Source organism: Streptomyces africanus, from assembly GCF_002150735.1.
GTDB classification, from domain to species: Bacteria; Actinomycetota; Actinomycetes; order Streptomycetales; family Streptomycetaceae; genus Streptomyces; species Streptomyces africanus.
On the sequence record NZ_MUKA01000096.1, the window covers coordinates 1 to 17,508 of the forward strand.

24 protein-coding genes and 1 pseudogene are annotated in these 17,508 nt (G+C 68.7%); 20 read left to right on the forward strand and 5 right to left on the reverse strand.

What is annotated here, in order from left to right:
- Window positions 1-710 precede the first annotated feature (710 nt).
- From CCL05_RS44495 to CCL05_RS43930, 3 genes are all read right to left on the reverse strand, one after another.
- Window positions 711-911, reverse strand: coding sequence for a DUF6011 domain-containing protein (locus CCL05_RS44495; RefSeq protein WP_143589887.1), 201 nt, complete (start codon window positions 909-911; stop codon window positions 711-713).
- A 121-nt stretch (window positions 912-1,032) separates the two neighbouring features.
- On the reverse strand, window positions 1,033-1,185 hold the full coding sequence (locus tag CCL05_RS44800; RefSeq protein ID WP_158102452.1) for a hypothetical protein: 153 nt from the start codon (window positions 1,183-1,185) through the stop codon (window positions 1,033-1,035).
- 9 nt (window positions 1,186-1,194) lie between these two features.
- The gene (locus CCL05_RS43930) at window positions 1,195-1,593 is read right to left on the reverse strand and encodes a WYL domain-containing protein (protein WP_158102453.1); all 399 of its coding nucleotides are present in this window, start codon (window positions 1,591-1,593) and stop codon (window positions 1,195-1,197) included.
- A gap of 231 nt (window positions 1,594-1,824) precedes the next feature.
- Here CCL05_RS43930 and CCL05_RS43935 point away from each other — a divergent pair, with 231 nt between their 5' ends.
- The 12 genes from CCL05_RS43935 to CCL05_RS44810 all read left to right on the forward strand — a co-directional run bounded on the left by CCL05_RS43935 (window position 1,825) and on the right by CCL05_RS44810 (window position 11,035).
- Window positions 1,825-2,322 (forward strand): hypothetical protein, encoded by a 498-nt coding sequence (locus CCL05_RS43935; protein ID WP_107400461.1) that lies wholly within the window; start codon window positions 1,825-1,827, stop codon window positions 2,320-2,322.
- A 91-nt stretch (window positions 2,323-2,413) separates the two neighbouring features.
- Window positions 2,414-3,382, forward strand: coding sequence for an ATP-binding protein (locus tag CCL05_RS14755; protein WP_086560963.1), 969 nt, complete (start codon window positions 2,414-2,416; stop codon window positions 3,380-3,382).
- Window positions 3,382-5,046 (forward strand): DNA cytosine methyltransferase, encoded by a 1,665-nt coding sequence (locus CCL05_RS14760; RefSeq protein WP_086560964.1) that lies wholly within the window; start codon window positions 3,382-3,384, stop codon window positions 5,044-5,046. Before CCL05_RS14755 ends, CCL05_RS14760 begins: the two co-directional genes overlap by 1 nt.
- Window positions 5,047-5,166: 120 nt before the next feature.
- Window positions 5,167-5,412, forward strand: coding sequence for a hypothetical protein (locus CCL05_RS14765; RefSeq protein ID WP_086560965.1), 246 nt, complete (start codon window positions 5,167-5,169; stop codon window positions 5,410-5,412).
- A 335-nt stretch (window positions 5,413-5,747) separates the two neighbouring features.
- Window positions 5,748-6,626 carry a WhiB family transcriptional regulator gene (locus CCL05_RS14770; protein WP_086560966.1) on the forward strand — a complete coding sequence of 293 codons (879 nt, stop codon included), beginning with the start codon at window positions 5,748-5,750 and terminating at the stop codon, window positions 6,624-6,626.
- The gene (locus tag CCL05_RS14775) at window positions 6,623-7,051 is read left to right on the forward strand and encodes a hypothetical protein (protein ID WP_086560967.1); all 429 of its coding nucleotides are present in this window, start codon (window positions 6,623-6,625) and stop codon (window positions 7,049-7,051) included. The genes CCL05_RS14770 and CCL05_RS14775 overlap by 4 nt, the downstream gene beginning before the upstream one ends.
- Window positions 7,052-7,406: 355 nt before the next feature.
- Window positions 7,407-7,766 (forward strand): hypothetical protein, encoded by a 360-nt coding sequence (locus tag CCL05_RS14780; RefSeq protein WP_086560968.1) that lies wholly within the window; start codon window positions 7,407-7,409, stop codon window positions 7,764-7,766.
- A 333-nt stretch (window positions 7,767-8,099) separates the two neighbouring features.
- Entirely contained in the window at window positions 8,100-9,377 is a 1,278-nt protein-coding gene (locus CCL05_RS14785; protein WP_086560969.1) for a helix-turn-helix domain-containing protein, read from the forward strand.
- A gap of 12 nt (window positions 9,378-9,389) precedes the next feature.
- Window positions 9,390-9,863 (forward strand): hypothetical protein, encoded by a 474-nt coding sequence (locus CCL05_RS14790; protein WP_086560970.1) that lies wholly within the window; start codon window positions 9,390-9,392, stop codon window positions 9,861-9,863.
- A gap of 1 nt (window position 9,864) precedes the next feature.
- Window positions 9,865-10,659: a DciA family protein gene (locus tag CCL05_RS14795; RefSeq protein WP_158102454.1), complete on the forward strand. Its 795-nt coding sequence runs from the start codon at window positions 9,865-9,867 to the stop codon at window positions 10,657-10,659.
- Between the two features lie 68 nt (window positions 10,660-10,727).
- The gene (locus tag CCL05_RS44805; RefSeq protein ID WP_158102455.1) at window positions 10,728-10,886 is read left to right on the forward strand and encodes a hypothetical protein; all 159 of its coding nucleotides are present in this window, start codon (window positions 10,728-10,730) and stop codon (window positions 10,884-10,886) included.
- Complete coding sequence (locus CCL05_RS44810) at window positions 10,883-11,035, forward strand: hypothetical protein (protein ID WP_158102456.1); 153 nt, start codon at window positions 10,883-10,885, stop codon at window positions 11,033-11,035. Before CCL05_RS44805 ends, CCL05_RS44810 begins: the two co-directional genes overlap by 4 nt.
- Window positions 11,036-11,096: 61 nt before the next feature.
- On the opposite strand, the gene CCL05_RS14800 is transcribed toward CCL05_RS44810, so the two are convergent.
- The gene (locus tag CCL05_RS14800) at window positions 11,097-11,759 is read right to left on the reverse strand and encodes a hypothetical protein (RefSeq protein ID WP_143589888.1); all 663 of its coding nucleotides are present in this window, start codon (window positions 11,757-11,759) and stop codon (window positions 11,097-11,099) included.
- A gap of 275 nt (window positions 11,760-12,034) precedes the next feature.
- A complete protein-coding gene (locus CCL05_RS14805) occupies window positions 12,035-13,075 on the reverse strand; it encodes a ParA family protein (RefSeq protein ID WP_244204276.1) in 1,041 nt (346 codons plus the stop codon).
- A gap of 1,050 nt (window positions 13,076-14,125) precedes the next feature.
- Here CCL05_RS14805 and CCL05_RS14810 point away from each other — a divergent pair.
- The 8 genes and pseudogenes from CCL05_RS14810 to CCL05_RS43940 all read left to right on the forward strand — a co-directional run.
- Window positions 14,126-14,389 (forward strand): hypothetical protein, encoded by a 264-nt coding sequence (locus tag CCL05_RS14810; RefSeq protein ID WP_086560974.1) that lies wholly within the window; start codon window positions 14,126-14,128, stop codon window positions 14,387-14,389.
- Between the two features lie 271 nt (window positions 14,390-14,660).
- Window positions 14,661-15,203 (forward strand): hypothetical protein, encoded by a 543-nt coding sequence (locus tag CCL05_RS14815; RefSeq protein WP_086560975.1) that lies wholly within the window; start codon window positions 14,661-14,663, stop codon window positions 15,201-15,203.
- 125 nt (window positions 15,204-15,328) lie between these two features.
- Window positions 15,329-15,559, forward strand: a complete 231-nt coding sequence (locus CCL05_RS14820) for a hypothetical protein (RefSeq protein ID WP_086560976.1) — start codon at window positions 15,329-15,331, stop codon at window positions 15,557-15,559.
- Window positions 15,560-15,753: 194 nt separating this feature from the next.
- Complete coding sequence (locus tag CCL05_RS44500) at window positions 15,754-16,065, forward strand: hypothetical protein (protein WP_143589889.1); 312 nt, start codon at window positions 15,754-15,756, stop codon at window positions 16,063-16,065.
- Between the two features lie 76 nt (window positions 16,066-16,141).
- Entirely contained in the window at window positions 16,142-16,594 is a 453-nt protein-coding gene (locus CCL05_RS14830; RefSeq protein WP_086560978.1) for a hypothetical protein, read from the forward strand.
- Window positions 16,595-16,617: 23 nt separating this feature from the next.
- Window positions 16,618-16,899: a hypothetical protein gene (locus CCL05_RS14835; RefSeq protein ID WP_086560979.1), complete on the forward strand. Its 282-nt coding sequence runs from the start codon at window positions 16,618-16,620 to the stop codon at window positions 16,897-16,899.
- Window positions 16,896-17,159, forward strand: a complete 264-nt coding sequence (locus CCL05_RS14840; RefSeq protein WP_086560980.1) for a DUF5320 domain-containing protein — start codon at window positions 16,896-16,898, stop codon at window positions 17,157-17,159. The genes CCL05_RS14835 and CCL05_RS14840 overlap by 4 nt, the downstream gene beginning before the upstream one ends.
- Window positions 17,160-17,280: 121 nt before the next feature.
- Window positions 17,281-17,508 (forward strand): annotated as a pseudogene (locus tag CCL05_RS43940) (hypothetical protein); the annotation flags it as partial.

Consider the following 17,508-nt stretch of genomic DNA (forward strand, 5'->3'; position numbering starts at 1 on the left):
GGGGTGGCCGCGCTCCGTACCACAACGGGCTGCCGGGGGTGGGGGTCTCCCGAGGTTTTACTGAAAGATCACGTTCCAGATAGGGCAGGGCCCTGGTCGGCCTTCCCAGTGGTGCTGAGAGCACGCTATGACGGAATGGGCGAGCTGTTCCCTCCGCTCCCGAGCGGCGTGTCAGTAGTCGCCGTCGTATCCCCATACGTCCGGGGTGTCGCCACAGCAGGCCGGGCACATACAGCGGCAGGACTCTTCCCGACCCGTGCACGGCCCAGGGCGCCCATCTTCGCCGTCCTCGTGCGCCATCCGCCCCGGGCAGTACGGGCCGGGATCAGTGCACTCACTGACCGCCTGCTGGTGCCGCTCGCACCAGGTGCGCATCGCAGTATCAAGATGGACATCACCCCACGCCCCTCGGTAACGCTGGACGAAAGGCGTCTCCCACGGACACACGGCGGGGATACCGGGCAGAGGACAGGCCGGCGGATCGCTATAGCCGTTGCGGGAATCCGTGTACCAGGTACGCCCGTCAGGGGCCTTCCAGTCGATCCACCGCCTGGTCTCGTACCGGGACTGCGCGTTGAACCAGTGCTCGGCAGTCACCCCACACGCAGTGCACCGCCAGTTCCGCACGATGTCGTCCTGGCGCACCGCGACCATCTGGTGGTCCCCCAGAAGGCCAGCCGGTTCAGCGGTCACGTGCACGATGCTCCTCTCTACAGGCCGGGTATGGCGTCCTGGTCGACGTGGTGGTCCGGGTCGGGGGTGCGGTAGTCGGGATCGCAGACCGGTCCATATCCGCGGCGCCGCGACTCTGCGGTGTGCAGCTGGTGATGGCAGCCGACCCCGCGGCACCACACGCGTCGGCGTTCTCCCGGTACGGGTCCGGTGAGGGGTTCCTGCTGCTGTGAGGCCATGAGTTCAGTGTGATCCGTGCGAGGTCTGGTGTTCCGCAGCGATGATTTAGTAGGCTTCGCCTTGCGCGATCAGTGTGAGTGGCCACCCCCGGTTCGGAGGTGGCCTTTGTTGTATCCGGGGTCAGTTGGTGTCGCGCGGGTCCATCTTCTTGCACGCGCACTTGGGGACCTGGCAGACATTGCCGGGGATGTGCCAGTTGTAGGTGTGGCCGCAGCGGCAGTCGGTGGAGAGGTAGATGGGCCGGGGGGCCTTGGGCTCGGTCGCGTTCTTCATGGCTGCCTCCTAGGCGGCGAGGTCGGTGTCCGTGCGGACGAGTCGGCGGGTGGGGAGGTAGTCGCGTCCGAGTTCGCGGGCGATGAGCTGTGCGGCGCTGCGGACCACGATGCCGCGTGCGGCGGGGGTCGTTGCCTCCGGCCGCTCCAGGACGAAGCCGATCCTGTGGACCGTGTAGCTGACGATCTGGTCGACGTAGAAGGAGCGGGCGTCGCCCCGGAGTCGGCAGCCAGCGCGGAGCTGGATGCGGCCGGACTTGGTGGTGCGCAGCTCCCACGGCTCCACAGTGCGGATGGTCTCGGTGCCGTCGGCGTCGCGGTAGGTGATCGTGACGCACGTGGCCTTGTCGATGCTGCGGTACAGGTCGGCGAGGGTCTTGGTCTGCGTCTGGCGGCCGGTCAGCTTCACGGTGGGCTCCCCCTGTTGGTGCGGTGGTTCCACCGTAGCCGAGTGTGCATTGCAATGCAATACGGAGTGGCGTACTGTTGTGTTCAGCCAAGGGGCATCCCGTCCCGGCCGCCGCGCCTGTATGGCATGGCGTTGCAATGCAGATTGGAGGAGACTGGCGTGCGACATGCCCCCACGCGCCCGCCCGGACACCCTCGGAACGGGCCGCGCCCGTCGAGAGGACCCCGTCCCGTGCCGCTCAGCCGCCAGGACCAGAACCGAGTCGAGCTTCTCCAGCAGGCGTCCGCCCACCTGCGTGAGACCGGCGCCCCCAAGCTTGCGGAGGCTGTCGACTTCGTACTGACCGACGAGGGCGCGAACTTCGTGAACCGGCTGCGCTGGAAGGGTGCGGCGGAGGAGAACCCGAACCTGGCTCTGCGGATGCCGCTGGCGCTGCGCGATGAGATCAAGGCCGGCGCGAAGGCCGCGGGGAAGTCGTTGACGGCGCAGGCTGTGACGGCGTTGAACGCGTTCCTGGACGGCAAGTTCGTGCCGGAGCAGGGTGCGGCCCGTGTGTCGGGTAGCCCGCAGGCGATGCTGAACGTCCGGGTCAACGCCGAGCTGCGCAAGCGGGTCGACGAGCACGGGGCGAAGTTGAAGGAGGACGGGGTCCTGGACTGGGCGCCGCTCACGTCGCACGTGCTGAAGGCCTGGTTCGTCGAGAAGTTCACGTCCGCCTCGACCGAGTAGGCGTTTCGCGGGCGGGCCGGCCTGGATGCCGACACCAGTACGGCCCTTCTGCCCGCACACCACCACTGAGCACAACCTCATAGGAGACCTGATGGCGCAAGCCACGCAGGCTGCCGCGCAGAGCGCGGGCGGCCGGACCTCGCACACCCGTTTTCAGTTCGCCCCCGCCACCAAGGAGCAGTCCAAGGCCCGCGTCGCCCTGGATGGGCCTTCCGGGTCGGGCAAGACGTACACGGCGCTGACGATCGCCACAGCGCTCGGCTCCCGCATCGCGGTCATCGACACCGAGCGCGGCTCAGCCCGGAAGTACGCCAACGAGTTCGCCTTCGACGTGCTGGAGCTCGCGTACTTCTCCCCGGACGATCTGGTGGAGGCTTTGGCGGCTGCCGGGTCGGCTGGGTACGACGTCGTCATCGTCGACTCCCTGTCGCACTTCTGGTCCGGCTCCGGCGGCATGCTGGAGCAGGTCGACAACGCGGCGAAGAAGGGCTTCGGCGGGAACAGCTTCGGCGGGTGGAAGGAAGCCCGGCCGATGGAGCGCCGCATGATCGAGGCGCTGGTGGCCTATCCCGGGCACGTCATCGTGACGATGCGGGCGAAGACCGACTACGTGCTGGAGACCAACGACCGCGGCAAGCAGGTCCCGAAGAAGGTCGGGATGAAGCCGGAGCAGCGTGAGGGCCTGGAGTACGAGTTCGACATTGTCGGCTCGATGGACTGGGAGAACACGCTGGTGGTCACGAAGTCTCGTGCGCGGCCGTTGACGGGTGCGGTGGTGCGGCAGCCGGGTATCGAGTTCGGTCAGCAGATCAAGGCGTGGCTGGAGGACGGTACGGCGGTGGAGCCGGTGGAGGACCTCATCACGGAGGCGAACCGGGCCGACGCCACGTTCGAGGACCTGGGTGCGCTGATGCGGAAGGTGCGTGCGCGTCGTCTGGAGGGTGCTCCGATGCTGACGCCTGAGGGTGCTCCGACGACGCTTGGGGAGCGGATCCAGGAGCGGGGCAAGCAGATGCGGCTGGCCGCTCAGGGCGGCACCACGGAAGGGAGTGCCGCCTGATGGCCGTCGCGTCCAAGAAGAAGCCCCGCACGGCCACGCATCGGCCGGCTACCAGGCGCCGCAGGTTCCAGCACGACGACCTGGTCGCTGTCGACCTCTTCAGCGGGTTCGGTGGCCTGACCAAGGGCATAGAAGACGCCGGGTTCACCACGATCATGGCCGCGAACCACAACGCCTACAAGGTCGAGGTCCACGAGGCGAACCATCCGCAGGCTGAGCACTGGATCGCCGACCTGGTCGACCCCGAGGCGTCGGACTACCACTCCGCTCGGGACCTCCCCGCTGCCGACCTGCTGGTCGCGGGCGTGAGCTGCGTGAACCACTCGCAGGCGAACACGATCAAGGCATATGAGCAGGGCGTGGGTCTGTTCGAGCTGGAGGACCCCGACTACGAGGCGCGGGTGACAAAGTCAGAGCGGGACCGGGCGACCGCGAACTGCGTCTTGCACTACGCCGCTCAGCATCGCCCGCGACTGATCCTCGTCGAGTGCACCACGGAGTTGCAGTCGTGGGGGCCGGCGCTTCCCGGGCGTAAGAAGGTCGGCGACGGGAGTACGTATCGGTGGTGGCTGAAGCAGTTCGACTTGCTGGGCTACCGGGTCAAGGTGCTGTACCTGAACTCGATGTTCTTCGGTGTCCCGCAGTCGCGGAATAGGGGCTATTGGGCGTTCGTCCACAAGTCCCTTCCGATGCCGGACCTTGAGCACCGGCCAGTGTCGAGATGCCACGGCTGCGACAAGGATGTCGAGGCGGTATGGACGTGGCGCACGGGGATCCCGGAAAGCGGGTCGGTGAGCTATGGCAAGCAGTATGACTATCGGTGTCCCAGCTGTCGCCGTGAGGTCGTGCCGCCGATGACGCCGTCGCTGGCCGCGCTCGATCTGAGCGACCTCGGTACCCGGATCGGGGACCGGCCGGTCCGCAAGCAGAGGGATGGCAGCACCGGGCCGTTCGTTGCGTCGACGATGGCTCGTATCGGGCGGTGTCGTCAGCGGTTTGCTGACTTCCCGGCGATCCTCATGCCTGCGAAGGGTGTGCACGGTTCGGAGCGGCTTCTGTTGCAGCCGATGGCGACGCAGACCAGTCAGCAGGAGACGGCGGTCCTGTCGACCGGGCCGGTTGCACAGCAGTTGTGGGCTCAGCCCGCAGTGGCGCTGGCCGTGGACAACTTTCAGGGCGGCCCGCGCGGTGCCGGTGAGCCGTTGCCCACCCAGGTCGCCTCGGAGACCCTCGCGGTGGTGTCCTCCGGAGTCATCCCCTACCGGAAGAACACGCTGCCCGTGGTGCACGATGAGGCGATGCCGACATTCACCTCGGACCAGATTCCGGGTCTGCTGTCGGCAGCGGCGACGGTCGGCCCCAACGTGGTTGAAGCGCAGCTCTCGGCCCTGTGGCGGGCGACTCTGTCGGAGCTTCCGCTCGAGGACTGCTACTACCGGATGATGCGGGAGTACGAGATAGGCCGCGGCTGCGGCTTCGACGTCGACTTCCCCGGCCACAACGGCACCTTCACCGTCTGGGGCTCCCCCCGGAACCAGGTGGACGGCTTCGGGAACGCTGTCTCCCCACAGGTCGGTGCTTGGATCGGAGCCAGGCTGAGGGCCGTCCTCCACAGCCCTCAGGACCGCGGCACAACGACAGCCGGCTTCGAGGCTGCCGCCTGAACCACCCCGGGCCCGCCATTGTGCGGGCCCTTGGAGGCTCTGCGCCTCCTTCAAGTCCCCGTCCTGGGGCATCGCATCACCTCACCCCAACCGGCCGGAGGGCCGAATCGAGGTTTCGTCATGTCTTCTTCCGTCGTGCTGGGGGTCGCGCTGCCCCTGATCTACCTGGTTGCTGCTGTCGGTCTGTGGTCGACGTTGCTCCGGGAGCGCCGTAACCCGACGTCGTACTCGCGCCGGCCGGAGGTGCTGGCGTCGTGGCGGGAGATGTCTGCGGCGGAGCAGGAGGCGTACGACAACGCCGCCCTGGACGCTGCGGAGTCCGCGGAGAGCGTGGCCGCGAGAGCCAGCTCGCTGTACAAGTCCTGACCCTGTCTGTCCCTTCCCCCGCCTATGGAGGTGAGTGCTGTGAGCGCTCGAGCTCAAGTCTTGTCGGCCGCCGCGGCACTCGCCGCGGCGGTTGCCGTTTGTGTGCTGCTTCGTGAGCGGGAGCGCCGGTTGCGTCGTGTGGCTGTGTCGGAGCGGTTGATGGCTGGCCGCGTGTATGCGGACAACGCGGCGCTGCGTGCCGAGGTCGCCCGGTTCCGGCGTCGTTTAGATCCGCTGCTGTTCGAGCCGGCGCCCGGGCCGGTGGGCCTGGCGCCCGATCCCGATGACGTTGTCCGTTCCGATCCCATATCCGCGCCCCTGGAAGGAGGCCCACGATGACCGAGCAGACGACAGTGAAGAGTTCGGCGCAGCTGCGTAAGGAGTGGCTGGAGCATCGGTTCTTCCGGTATCGGGGGTGTGCGCCGCATCCGGATGATCCGATGCGGATGGCGGGGGATCCGTCGCTGCATGTGGGTGCGCACCACGGGCCGGACGCGTTCGCGCCGGAGGGGCAGAAGGAGCGCCGGACCCGGGAGGAGAAGGCCATCGAGGTGTGCCTGAACTGTCCGGTGATGGTGGCGTGCGACCGGTACGCCTCGTCGGTGGACGGGGACGGCAAGCTGGCGGAGCCGGACGGGGTGTGGGGTGGCCGGCGGTCGCTGGAGCGGCACAAGGCACTCATCCGGCAGCGTGTCGCCGCGGTGGCGGCTCCGGACCGCCAGTTCCAGACGGCGCAGAAGCAGGCCGTGTTGAGGGCGCTGGCCGGGTGCTGGGATCCGTTCGAGGTGGCGGCCGCCGCGGGCGTGGACGTCCGCACGGCGAACTGGCAGCGGTCGTCGCTGGTACGCCTGTTGGGTCTGCCGAAGGGCGTCTCGCGGATGCGGGCTCTGGCTGCTGCGCGGGAGCGGGGTCTCCTCGAGGGCCTGGACGTTGTGGCGGATGACGGGACGGTGCCGGCGGTGCCGCCGCCGACGAAGACCACCGTGCCCGCCGAGCCGACGCAGCTGGGGCTGTGGGGTGGCCAGGCCGTCGCCAAGGCGCCAGTTGCCCGCCGGCGTCGTCGGTCTGTGCGCCGTCGCGCTCGCGTCCGTGCGCGGGTTGCTGCTCCGGTGCCGACGCTGGACGACGCTCTGAACGCTCCTCAGCCTGCCCCGGGGCTTGCTCGTGTGATTCCTCTGTTCCCCGCCAATCGCCGCCTGGAGGCCGCTGTATGACCATCGAGATCCCCAACCCCGGCGCCGCTGAGGGCGCTCAGGGCGACGCCGCGTTCGTGGCGATGCAGACGGATGCGGTTCTGGCCGGGAGGGCGATGTCGTCGGGCGCGTTCCTGGCGGGGCTCATTGCCAACGGGCAGCTGGAGACGGTGGGCCGTCCGGAGAAGCTGGCGGTGGACCTGTTCCCGGACGTCGACCCTGCGGTGGTGCAGGAGATCTGGGATCGGGCTCTGGCGGTGGGTCTGCATGCGGGGCGCCGGTCGGCGTCGCCGCGGCTGTACCGGGACGAGATGGATCGGATAGCGGGGGCGCTCGAGGGCGCGGCCTTCCATGCGATGGGTCAGTCGGTGCAGCGGTCTCGGCGGTTGGTGGCTCCGGAGGTTGGGGTGCATCCGGCGGACGGCGAGACGGCGCGGGAGCGCTGACGGTTCGTCACGGTTCGTGTGATTAGCAGAACGTGGGACACGTGGGGAAGGACCTGGGACAGATGCAGTGGTCAACCGGTAGGCTGAGCCTTGCGTCAGACGTGCAGTCAGTTGCGAGGCCGCGCGGATGTCGCTCAGAAACGTCGGAAGCCCCCGCTGCCACCGTGGTGGCAGTCCCGGTTTGCGAAGCCGGAACGCGAGGGCTGTCGGCACTCACCGCGCGAACGAATGAAGGTACCGACGTGGCACAGAGTACCCGGGGACCCGACCCCGTAGACAGGTTGACCCGCATTTCCGGCGTGAAGATCACACCGCCGACGAACGCGGCCCCTGTCCCCTCTACCTACCCCACACGATGAGCAGCCCGGCCGAGCAGCCCTCGGCCCCTGCCGTCGACCCCACCCAGCACCGCCCCGGCGACTGCTGCGAGTTCTGCGACGACGCGACGTTCGCAGCCGACCCCACCACCTGCCCCGGTTGGCTCCGGGACCGCACCAAGCAGGTTTACCGGGTCGAAGGCTGGGAGGAGTTCGGCGAGTGGGTCATGGTCTCCAGCCCCCAGGAGACGATCCGCGCGGCCGAGCAGCGCATGTCGCGGTTGAAGGCCCGCTTCCCTGACCGCCCGATGCGCGTTGTTGCTGAGACGACCACGTACATGGTCGTGGCGACCGCACCGGGGCAGACCCCACCGAGCGATGGAGACGAGATGACGTAGGCGCTTCCTGGCGGGAGGTTACCGGGCCCCTTGGCGGGGGCCACATCCTCTACCGCCTGGCCGCTGGTGTTGGCGCACCGTGCGCGGCCTCGTACCACGGCTCGAAGTTGGCGCTTCGAGCTAAGGCTCCGGAATCCCGGAGCGAACTTCAGGTTCTGGCGAACCGCAGACCACCCGAGTCGGGGGCCCTTTTGTGCCTCTGGCAGTACCGGAAGCAGGTACATAGTGCCTCAGCGCACCCCTTCTTGTCAGCTTGGCAATCCCGCGTCGAGCGATTCGCGGCTTATCTCCCCCCTTCCGGGCGGCACCCAGTGCCCCCAGACGCGTCTCACCGTGCCCCACACGCAGCAGTGGCTGGACACCACCAGCGGCCGCATCACCACCTGCCCGCACTCCTGGATGCAAGCCGTCCACTGGATCGCCGGCTCCGGCCTCTACACCCCGGCCCGCAACGACGGCCCCAAGTTCGGGCCCACCACCATCGCCCTCGCCCAGGAAATCTCCGCCCTCAAGGAGTGCCGGCCGGGTGTCGACTACCTCGCCCGCAAGCTGAAGGTGTCCGAGCGCACCGTCCAGTACCACCTCGGCATGCTCCGTGAAGCCGGACTCCTCGTGTACCGCTCCAAGGGCACCAGGGTCCGCGGCGAGGGTGGCCGGGCCTCCGTCTTCGAGCGCACCATCCCCGCCGTCTTCGACGAGGCCCTCGGCATCCGCACCATCGGCGAGGGTGCAACGCGCCGCCCCGTCGGAGCCGCCGAAGAGCACCGCAGCACGCTCGGGAAGCTCGCGAAGAAGGCCGCCCGGAAGGCACGCCGCCGCCCCCGCCGCAAGTCTTCTTCGGCCGAACGGCGTTGCACCCCAATGCAGGGTGGTTCTACTGGCACTTCTTCTGCGGACCGTACTTACTCCCCCCCTGAGAGCAAGCTCGCAAGCGGGCAGGAGAAGTCTCAGCACCCGAAGAAGGCCAAGCGCGGGCAGCGAACCCTGAACAAGGTCGGCAACCGCTACAAGCTCGGCCGCGAAGCCACCACGACCATCCCGTGGCTGAACGGAGCCTCCGTACCGCGCATCTCCTGGGTGCTGTCCGAGTTTGCCGACGCAGGCTGGACCGTCCGCGAAGTGCAGGCCGTCGCCGAATCCATCCCCATGCCCGCCTACGGCGTGAAGCGACCCTCCGGCATGCTCGCCGACCGGCTCCGCGGCAAGGCCGGCATGACCAAGACGATGCGCGCCGCCTATGTCGCCATGTGGGAAGAGTCCCGGGCCGCCGCGAAGGACCGCCACACCGGCTACGACGACCTCGGCACCGGGCCCAAGAGCCCCGCGGCCCGCCGTGCCATGGACGAAGCGTTCGCCGCGATCCAGGCACGCCTCGCCCCGGTCGAGGAGGAGCCCGTCACGGTGGTGCCGGTGGCCATCGAGGACCTCACCAAGCAGGAGGTGGCCGCCATGCGCGTGGAGGCCATGAAGGACCCCGACCTGATCCTCGTCTCGCTGGAGCTGATCGGGGAGCGCGATACCCGCCGCCTCTACAGCAACCGGCTCGTCGACCAGACCCTCGCTCTCGAGGCCATCAACGCCCGCCGCAACACCTTCGCCCCCGCCTTCTGAGGAGATCTCGTCATGCCCAAGAAGACCAAGAACCGCAGCAGCCGCCAGGCCAAGCAGGCCCGGCAGGCCCGCGCGCTCGCCACCCGCCGCCAAGACCAGGTCCGTGTCACCTGGCAGAAGACGCTCGAGGCGTTCCGGCAGGCCATCATCGACGGCTCTTTCGCCACCCTCGACGAGGACGGCCAGCCCGCCCGCGTCTCCCTGGCCAGCATCCGGCAGCAGGTTGAAGCGGGCCTCGCCAGCGGCCCGGACGAGGGCCCGTTGGACGGTCTGCGGGAGCTCGTCGGCATCCTCACTGTCGACCTTGAGATGGGTGGCTTCCGGCTCCGCCCCGACGGCTTCTGGGACCTCCCGGAGGAGTACCGCACCGGACCCGGCGCCCTGGAGGCCACGCCGCCCACGGATGCCGAGATCGAAGCCGCCTTCCACGGGTGGCCGAACGACTGGGCTCCCCTGCCCTCATCGGCTCTCGACGGGGAGACGTGAGATGAGCACACCGTCCGCATCCGGCGCTGACCTCGCGCGCCAGGCTCTCGCCGCTGCCCGAGCCAGCGCCAAGAACACCCCCGCCCAGGCCCCGCGCAAGACCCGCCGCACCATGCGCGTCCACCGCGGCGAACACGGCGACCCCCAAGGCCTCGGCGCAGTCCTCGGCAAGCTCACCGAGACGCAGGGCTGGGACACCGGACTCGACGGCGGCAACCTCATCGACCAGTGGGCCGCCATCGCCCCCACCGAACTCGCCACCACCGTCCAGCCGGTAGGCTACGACCCCGAACGCGGCATCCTCGAGCTGCGGCCGTCCAGCCCCGCCTACGCCACGCAGATCCGCCTGTTCCAGCAGCAGCTCGCCAAGCACCTCAACGGCAAGCTCGGCCGGCCCGCAGTCCGCACCATCCGCGTCCTCGCCCCCGGCGCGCAGCCCACCACCGCGGCGGCCGCGGACACCACCGAGCCGGAGCAGCCCTCCCCCGGCCCGGTGAAGACCCGCGAGACCGCCCACCCCGGCTACCGGGCCACCCTCGACGCCGTCTACGCCCACCGCCCCGACCGCACCCCGGCAGACCCGTACATCGCCGAAGCCCTCGCCCGGCAAGAGACCGCCCTCCGCGCCAACCGGCAACCCGAGACGGAGCACCGGGACGCCGAGTGGGAACTGGACCGGCTCACCGCCGAGCAGGTCGACCGCGACGAAGCTGTACGTCGTGCGGCGCTCGCCCGGAAGCGGCAGGAGCAGGCCGGCGGCGGGCAGGCACCGCGCCGCGCGTTCGACGTCGCCTGAGCCGGGGGAACACCACAGCGGATCTGGTGCACGGTGGTCGCGATCACCACGCACGAACGGAGCCGCCCATGGCCCTCACCGCCTGCCACCACACCCCGCTGGACCTCATCCCCGGCCTCGCCTACCCACCCGAGTGGCACCAGCAGCAGGACGACGAGGAACAAGCCTGGCTCAACGCGTTCATCCTCGACCCCACCATCGCCGTCACCCTGTGGAAGGCCACATGACCACCACCGTCCTCACCAAGACGCCCCCGCGCCCGGTTACCCCGCGGCCCCTGTGGGAGCGGCACCAGCTGTTCCAAGAGCCCACGTACCAGGACGGCCAGCCCTACACGGGAGACGACCAAGGAGAGGACGAAGAGAGCGACGAGTAGGTGGTGACCAAATGGTCACCACCATTTGGTCACCACCTCGAGATGTCGCCGACCGGAGCGTCTACCGGTCCAGATTGCCTGCGAGTTCCTCCAGCAGCTCCCGCACGGCGCTCTCCAACTGCTCAGCCTCGCGCCGAGCCTGGACCAGGTCCTTCTCGGCAAGAGTGCGAATCCGTTCCACCGCACGAAGCGACTCACCCGGGCTAGGGTCCGAGTTCTTCCCGGTCTCCTTCTTCTCTGGCTTCTCCGTTATGGCCGGCAGTTCCTTCGGCGGGGCGTAGCCGAGGAAGTTCGCCGCCTGCTTCAGCGCCGTGTCCGTGACGTTGCCATGCCGGGCCGCCTCCAGCCACGTCTCCCGCACCGCCTGCGCCCCGTGGGTGTCCAGGACCGGCACCAGCACGCGCAGTGGCCGCTCCTTCAGCTCCTGAGTGGTGATGTCCTCGAGAGCCTGCGCCACACCCAGAACCCGGATGATGTTGTTCGCCTGGTGCTTCTTGATGCCGAAGCGGGCCTCGGTGAGATCCCCGAACGTGTCGAACCCGGCGGCCTTGTGGAGCTCCTCCTCCTTCACCGCCCGCAGCCGCAACCCCAGACCGATCAGGCGCTGCTGTTCGGCACGCTCATGATTGGCGCGGGCCGCGTACTGCACGGCGTGGATGCCGCGCGAGTAGAACTCCAGTCGCTCTTCCGGGTCGCTGCTGTCCGGCTCGGTGAAATCCGGCATCTCCAAATAGCCCGGCGTCTCCGACCGGACGGCCACGGCGGCTGGGGCCGCAGCTTCGACCGCGGTCGACCCGGAAGGTGCAGGTGACGATTCGGGAGTTACCGCGGGCGGCCCCGCCGGCGGCGGGACAACCGGCTGCGCCACAGCGGCCTGCTGCTCACGCTGACGCCGCTGGTTCTCCTCCCACTGCCGCAACTCATCTTCACGGGACTGGTCACCACCGCCCTGGCCCGACCCGATGACCGGGATGACCGGAGGGACCTTCTTTCCCCTGCTCACGCCGCAAGCTCCTTCGCCAGGTTCCGCATGACGTTCGCCTGCTCGGAGTCAGGGGCGTGCTCGAGGAGCGGCACCTGATAGTCGGAGGCTTCACGTCCCTCGACCAGGTCGCGGATGGTGGCGAGGGTGCCGGGGTTGGTCAGGTCGTTCCATCCCTCGTAGAAGCTGCGCGTGACGACGCCCTTGCGGGGGTCGTAGGCGTTGATGACGAAGCCCAGCTGGTCGACGACCGCGCCGGTGAGACGGCAGTGGGTCTCAATCTGCTCGTTGAGCATCTCGTAGGCGTCGAACGATGAGCGGTCGGACCAGACCGGCATGAGGATCCCGGAGTGGTCGATGAGTTCGCCCGGCCGGCGCTGCACGTAGTTGATGGCGAGGTCTATGGCCAGCCCCAGGTTCGGCGGGCCATCCAGGACGATGACGTCGTAGGAGTCCTCCAGAGGTGCCAGCGCCCGGGCCAGGCAGGTGTCGCGGCCGACCTGGAGCAGTGCCAGCTTCGCGTCCATGAGGAAGGCGTCCTTGGATGCGGGCAGCACGTGGAGGCGCCCTCCGAACCTCTCATGCGGCAGCGCCACCAGGGACCGGGCCAGGTGCTTGTCGGCTTCGCCGAGCATGTGCTTCAGCAGGCTGTCCGCGCCCTCGGGCAGGCCGGGGATCTGAAGGCGACTGGTGAGGTGCCCCTGGGGGTCGTAGTCGACCAGGAGGACACGTAGGCCTGCTTCGGCCATTGCCTGGGCCAGTCCGGAAGCCACGAACGTCTTGCCGACGCCGCCCTTCTGATTGCCCACCAGGATCCGCTTCACGGGCTGGGACACGAGCCGCTCGGCGGGAGAGGGGTGGGCGCTCAGCCACAGGGTGATGGCTTGGGCCATGCCCTGGACCTTTGTCAGGCTACGGGTGTCGCACTCCTGAGTGAACCGGGCCGGGCCGCCAGCAGGCAGGTAGACGCCCCACGACTTGGCGCCGCGAGTCTCCACTTCCGGGGCCGTCTTCGTCTCCAGCCACAGGCTGATGGCGGAGGCCGCAGCGTCCTGCATGTTCAAGCCGTGTTCGGCGGCCCGGATGCGAAGGTCTCTGCGTAGCTCCGGCGTCAGGTTGACGAGCAACTTTTCGCGCGCTTCTTCGGCGCCAGGGTGTGTCATGGCGAGCAAATTACCAGTCGATCAGCGCGGCCTGGAGTACTGGTCGGTGAGAATCGCAGACGTCAGGCGAACGCAGCATGCGGAGCGGTCCTCCGCGGCGACGGCCGGGTCTGGTCAACCGCTGTCAGATATGGCCAAGTTGCCGGGGTTTCCGATCACCCGATCGTGTGAGATCCCTGTGAAACCCCTTTCCGCGGCTGCATACATCTATTTGGCTGGGACGCGCCGACCCCCCACGCGTTGGGTGGCCGGCCGCCCAGCCGAGGAGATGACTCCGGGGCGCCGCGGGGGACGGGCACTGCCAGTCCGTTTCGCAGCCCTCCCGGCGTCCCCCCTCGGTCCCGGGCGGCCCACCGCCCTGCACTCCGGCACCCCGCGCACGCGGGTAGGAACGATCCCTATCCGCGTGCAGCGTCATCTGGCTAGACTGCCGTCAACTGACGGGCATGCCCACCGGGTGGGTGTGAGCGTGAGGTCTCGGCCCCTCCACCAACCGCTTGGGCATTGTCGGCAACACCGCCCCGGAGACTTGGTGCGGGGGCTTTCCCACACCCCCAGCCGTATGCAATTCCACGCGCAATTTCACACCACGCGCACCGTCGGTAGCAGATCGGGCCACACGCGTAGCGGATTCGGTCACGGGCTGGTGAAAACTCTGCTCTGGCTTACCCACCCACTGGAAACGATGCCACAGTGGGCTTCTCGCGAGCGTGGACTGGCAGCCGCACCGCGAGACCAGGGCCCGCCGGACGCCGACCTCGACGGGTGCACGAAACCCTTCCCAATCTGCCGGAGGAACGGGGTGCCTCCCCTATGTCCGCAGCAGAACCCGCCATTCCTGAGCAACCTCACGTGAACGCCCCCCACAGCGCAGCCGTTATCGACCTCAACAGGCAACGACCGAAACAGCGGGCCTTGCGCACGGCTCAGGGGCGGTGGGGAACGATGGGCACACCAGACGACACGGACGGGCCGCACGACGACGCCTCCCCGGCGCTACGAGGCTGGGCAGAGAGCATCGAGACGTCCTTCATCGAGATCGGCCAGTCCCTCACCCGCAAAGAGAACGCGGCCTCGTACCTTCGCACCCTGGACGTCTTCGAACGGTTCCTCCAGGGCAGCCACGCCCAGGGCGTCATCGACCGTGAGCAGCTGACCGAACTGACGGCCCGGGTCGATGACATGAGGAAGGTCCCCGGCCTCCTCTGACTACCGGCCCGCCGGGCGCCGCCCCTCGTCGGCCCGCTTCCGGGTTGTCCGACTATGCCGGGGGTTCTTGCCATCTGTGCGGGCCCGGCCGGTACGAAATCCGCAACAGAGTGTTGATCCTTTATCGCGGGGCGTTCAACAACAGGCACACGCGTGCCATCATGAGGCGTCCGGAATCACCCGGAGTGACACATCCGGCCTCCGGCGCGCGCCCCGCACACAGTACGGACGTCCCGCGCCCCCGGCGGCCGACTAGGGGACGGGGACGCCCATGGTCCAGGGGGAAGCGCAAGACACCGCGGCAGCAAGACTCAAGCACCTCGAGACGTACTTCCGCGAACACCCCGTCACCGGGCCCGTCGAGGGCCATGCCGCCAGCCGCAGCGCGCCGGCCCCGCTCAGCCTCGGCACCCTCAGCCACATCCGCGCCTCCGTCAAGGAAGTCGTCGACCACACTCTCGAGACCAACCCCGACGCCGGGCCGGCCCCCTCCCGGGCGGACGCCGTCTACGACTGGTGCCGCGAACACACCGCCCACGCCCCCGAGGCGGCACAGCAGCGCGCAGAGACGATCGAGTACCGGCAGTACCTCGAACACTGCCTGCGCGCCGGCGACACCAAGGTGATCCCGCCGCACCGTTGCCCCGAATGCCGCTGCTTCGGTTTGATGTGGGAGCGCAGCAGTCAGCGCGCCCGCTGCACCAACGCCAACTGCACCGACAGCGACGGCTTCTCACACGCCTTCACCCTGGCCCGCCTCGCGCACGAGCACATCGCGGGGCAGAAAAGTGTTCGACGCGCACGTGCAACCTGATCCGGGGTACACGGGTCTAGCTAGGACCACAACTTCACACGTTCCCCACACATGGACTCTGTGAGTCCTACCCGTATTCGGCCGCCGGAGCTGCGAACGATGGCCGCCGACCCCGGGAGGCCGCTATGGCCGCACCACTGCTCAGCCCCTACGTTGCCGCGGACGAGACGAGCCTCGGTGACGCTGTCGAGCTGCTCCGTCTGACCGGGCACTCCATCGACAAGACCACGCTCGCGCGCCAGTGCAGGGCGCGAGGTGTTCGGCTGGTGAAGCACGGGCGCACCCTGTACGCGTCGTGGTCGGATCTGCTGGTCGTGCACCGGGACTGGGTGGACGCCCGCGAGGCCAGAGCCTGATCCGTCGGCCTTACGTGAGGCCCTGACGCCCTCTCCGCGTCAGGGCCTTTCTCATGCCCGCTTGAACCCAACCCTCACAACGCATTGCATTGCCATGCAATGCGGAGTACGGTGGAACCACTAGAACGGCAACACCGCCTCTCACCAGGCCTGTTGACCACTTCTCCACCATCCCTGGAGCCACCGTGGCCGTGATGACCGCTGCCCTCGTGCGCCGTGAAGCCAACTACAAGGCCCTCACCGAGGCCCAGCAGGACAAGTTCGACCGGCTGATGCGGCACGCCGACAAGGCCGGCCCCGTCGACTACCCGCAGCTCATGGGACGCATCGCCGACCTCGTCGGACTTCCCGAGGGCGACATCCGCAAGTGCGCCTGCTCCTGCACCTGCCCCGTCATCTTCGACGCCGACCACGAGGACGCCCACGTCATCGAGCACGGCGAGGGCTACAACCTCGGCCGCGTCCAGTGCCCCACCTGCGCCGACTGGCACCGCGAAACCGCCTGACCCCACCGCAGACCTCCCGGCGGCGCGTGAAGCCGACACCGCGCCGCCGGGTGAACAACCACCAGGGGAGACCCGCATGATCGCCACCGACCTGATCCTCGTCGAGACAGCCCGCATTATCGGCTTCCGCGGCCTCCACACCGGAACCCAGTTCGCCGCCAACACCGGCCGCCGGGCCACTCTGGACGCCCCTCTGGACATCTGCGCGGCCGTCTACCTCGCCACCACCGGTGATCTCCCCGACGTGTTCTTCACCGACGAGGTCGCCTCCCTCGCCATCATCGGCGCCTCCTCGCCGGCCATGGCTGCCATCCGCGCCATCTCCGAGGTTCTCGACTCCAGCGTGTGCGAGACCGAGATGGAGCCCGGCACCTGGGTGCCCGACTACATCGAGCACGTCTCCAACTGGGCCGCCACCGCCTGCCCCGTGGAGCCGAAGCGCCCGCCCACCGTCGACGAGGTCATCGGCCGCATCCTCCGCGCCGCCAACAACCTCGCCGTCCAGACGTCCACCGCCCCCGCCGCCTGAAAGGCCCCCACGCCATGAGCCTCATGACCGTCGCTGCACTCCCCAGCGACTCCGCCGACCCCGACTTCCACCGCGGCCGCGCCGACGCCTACGACGAGCACCAGGCCGGCACCGACGTCGAAACCCTGGAAGACCGCTACGAGTGGATGACCGACCCCACCACCGCCCGCACCGCCCGCCAGCTGCTCTCCACCGCCTACCTGCACGGCTACCGCGCCTTCATCGAGGACCTGGCAGCCGAGAAGCACTGGAAGCGGTACATCGCCAACACCGAGTACGCGGCCTGGCTGGAGGCCACCCGGTGATCCGGAACACCACCGCCGACGACACCGCGCTCCAGGCTCTCAGCGAGGCCGGAGCTGTATGTGGCGACTGCGACACCAAGCCCGGAGACCGCACCTGTGCCAACTGCGAGAGGTGCCGCCGCTGGTACGTGGCCGCTCTGCGCGCCGCCGGATGGGCGCCCCGCAGCGAACTTCAGCAGCAGATCGACCAGGCGCAGACCGAACTGGACGCCATCAAGCGGAAGCTCGCCTCCCTCACCCGGCAGGTGAGCCAGGGGTGACCTGGGCGGACGGCATTGCTCTCGCCGTTCTCGCCGCCATCGCACTCCTCATCGTCATCCACCAGCACCAGCAGCGGAGCACCACCAGCACGCCACCCGATCCGCAGGACGGAGAACGGCCATGACCACCCGGACACGCAAAGCCCCCGCCACCACCCCCGCACCCGCCGGCACACCCGCCAAGAGGGCCGCAGCGAAGAAGACCCCCGCCGCCCGTACCCCGCGCAAGCGAACCAGCAAGTACACCGGCCCCAAGCTGTCCCTGGTCAAGCCCCGCAAGCCCCTCCCCGTCCGTGACCCCAACTGGATGACCGACATCCAGGGCCACGCCACCCTCGCGGCCCGCATC